The sequence below is a fragment of the Streptomyces sp. NRRL WC-3626 genome (assembly GCF_000718785.1).
In the GTDB taxonomy this organism is placed as follows: Bacteria; Actinomycetota; Actinomycetes; order Streptomycetales; family Streptomycetaceae; genus Streptomyces; species Streptomyces edwardsiae.
Genome location: NZ_JOCA01000062.1, coordinates 1 through 350, shown reverse-complemented (window position 1 = coordinate 350; position 350 = coordinate 1). Strand labels below are relative to the sequence as shown.

General features: G+C 58.3%; 1 rRNA gene. It reads left to right on the top strand.

Annotated features, from left to right (window positions below):
• Nucleotides 1–84, top strand: a 16S ribosomal RNA gene (locus tag IF28_RS0135815); the annotation flags it as partial.
• Nucleotides 85–350: the final 266 nt, after the last annotated feature.

Sequence of the window (350 nt, the reverse complement as noted above, 5' to 3'; positions counted from 1 at the left end):
GAGCTGTCGAAGGTGGGACTGGCGATTGGGACGAAGTCGTAACAAGGTAGCCGTACCGGAAGGTGCGGCTGGATCACCTCCTTTCTAAGGAGCACTTCTCAATCAGGCTCCGGCCTGGTTCAGAGGCCAGTACATCAGCGAATGTCTGATGCTGGTTGCTCATGGGTGGAACGTTGACTACTCGGCACACTTGACCAGCTCGTTTCCCAGTACTGCTTCGGCGTGGAACGGATAGCGAGTGGTGAGGGTGTCGGGCACGCTGTTGGGTATCTGAAGGTACGGCCGAGAAGGCTGCCTTCAGTGCCGACCCCAGTGCACTCGGACTACTGGTTCGGGGTGATGGGTGGTTG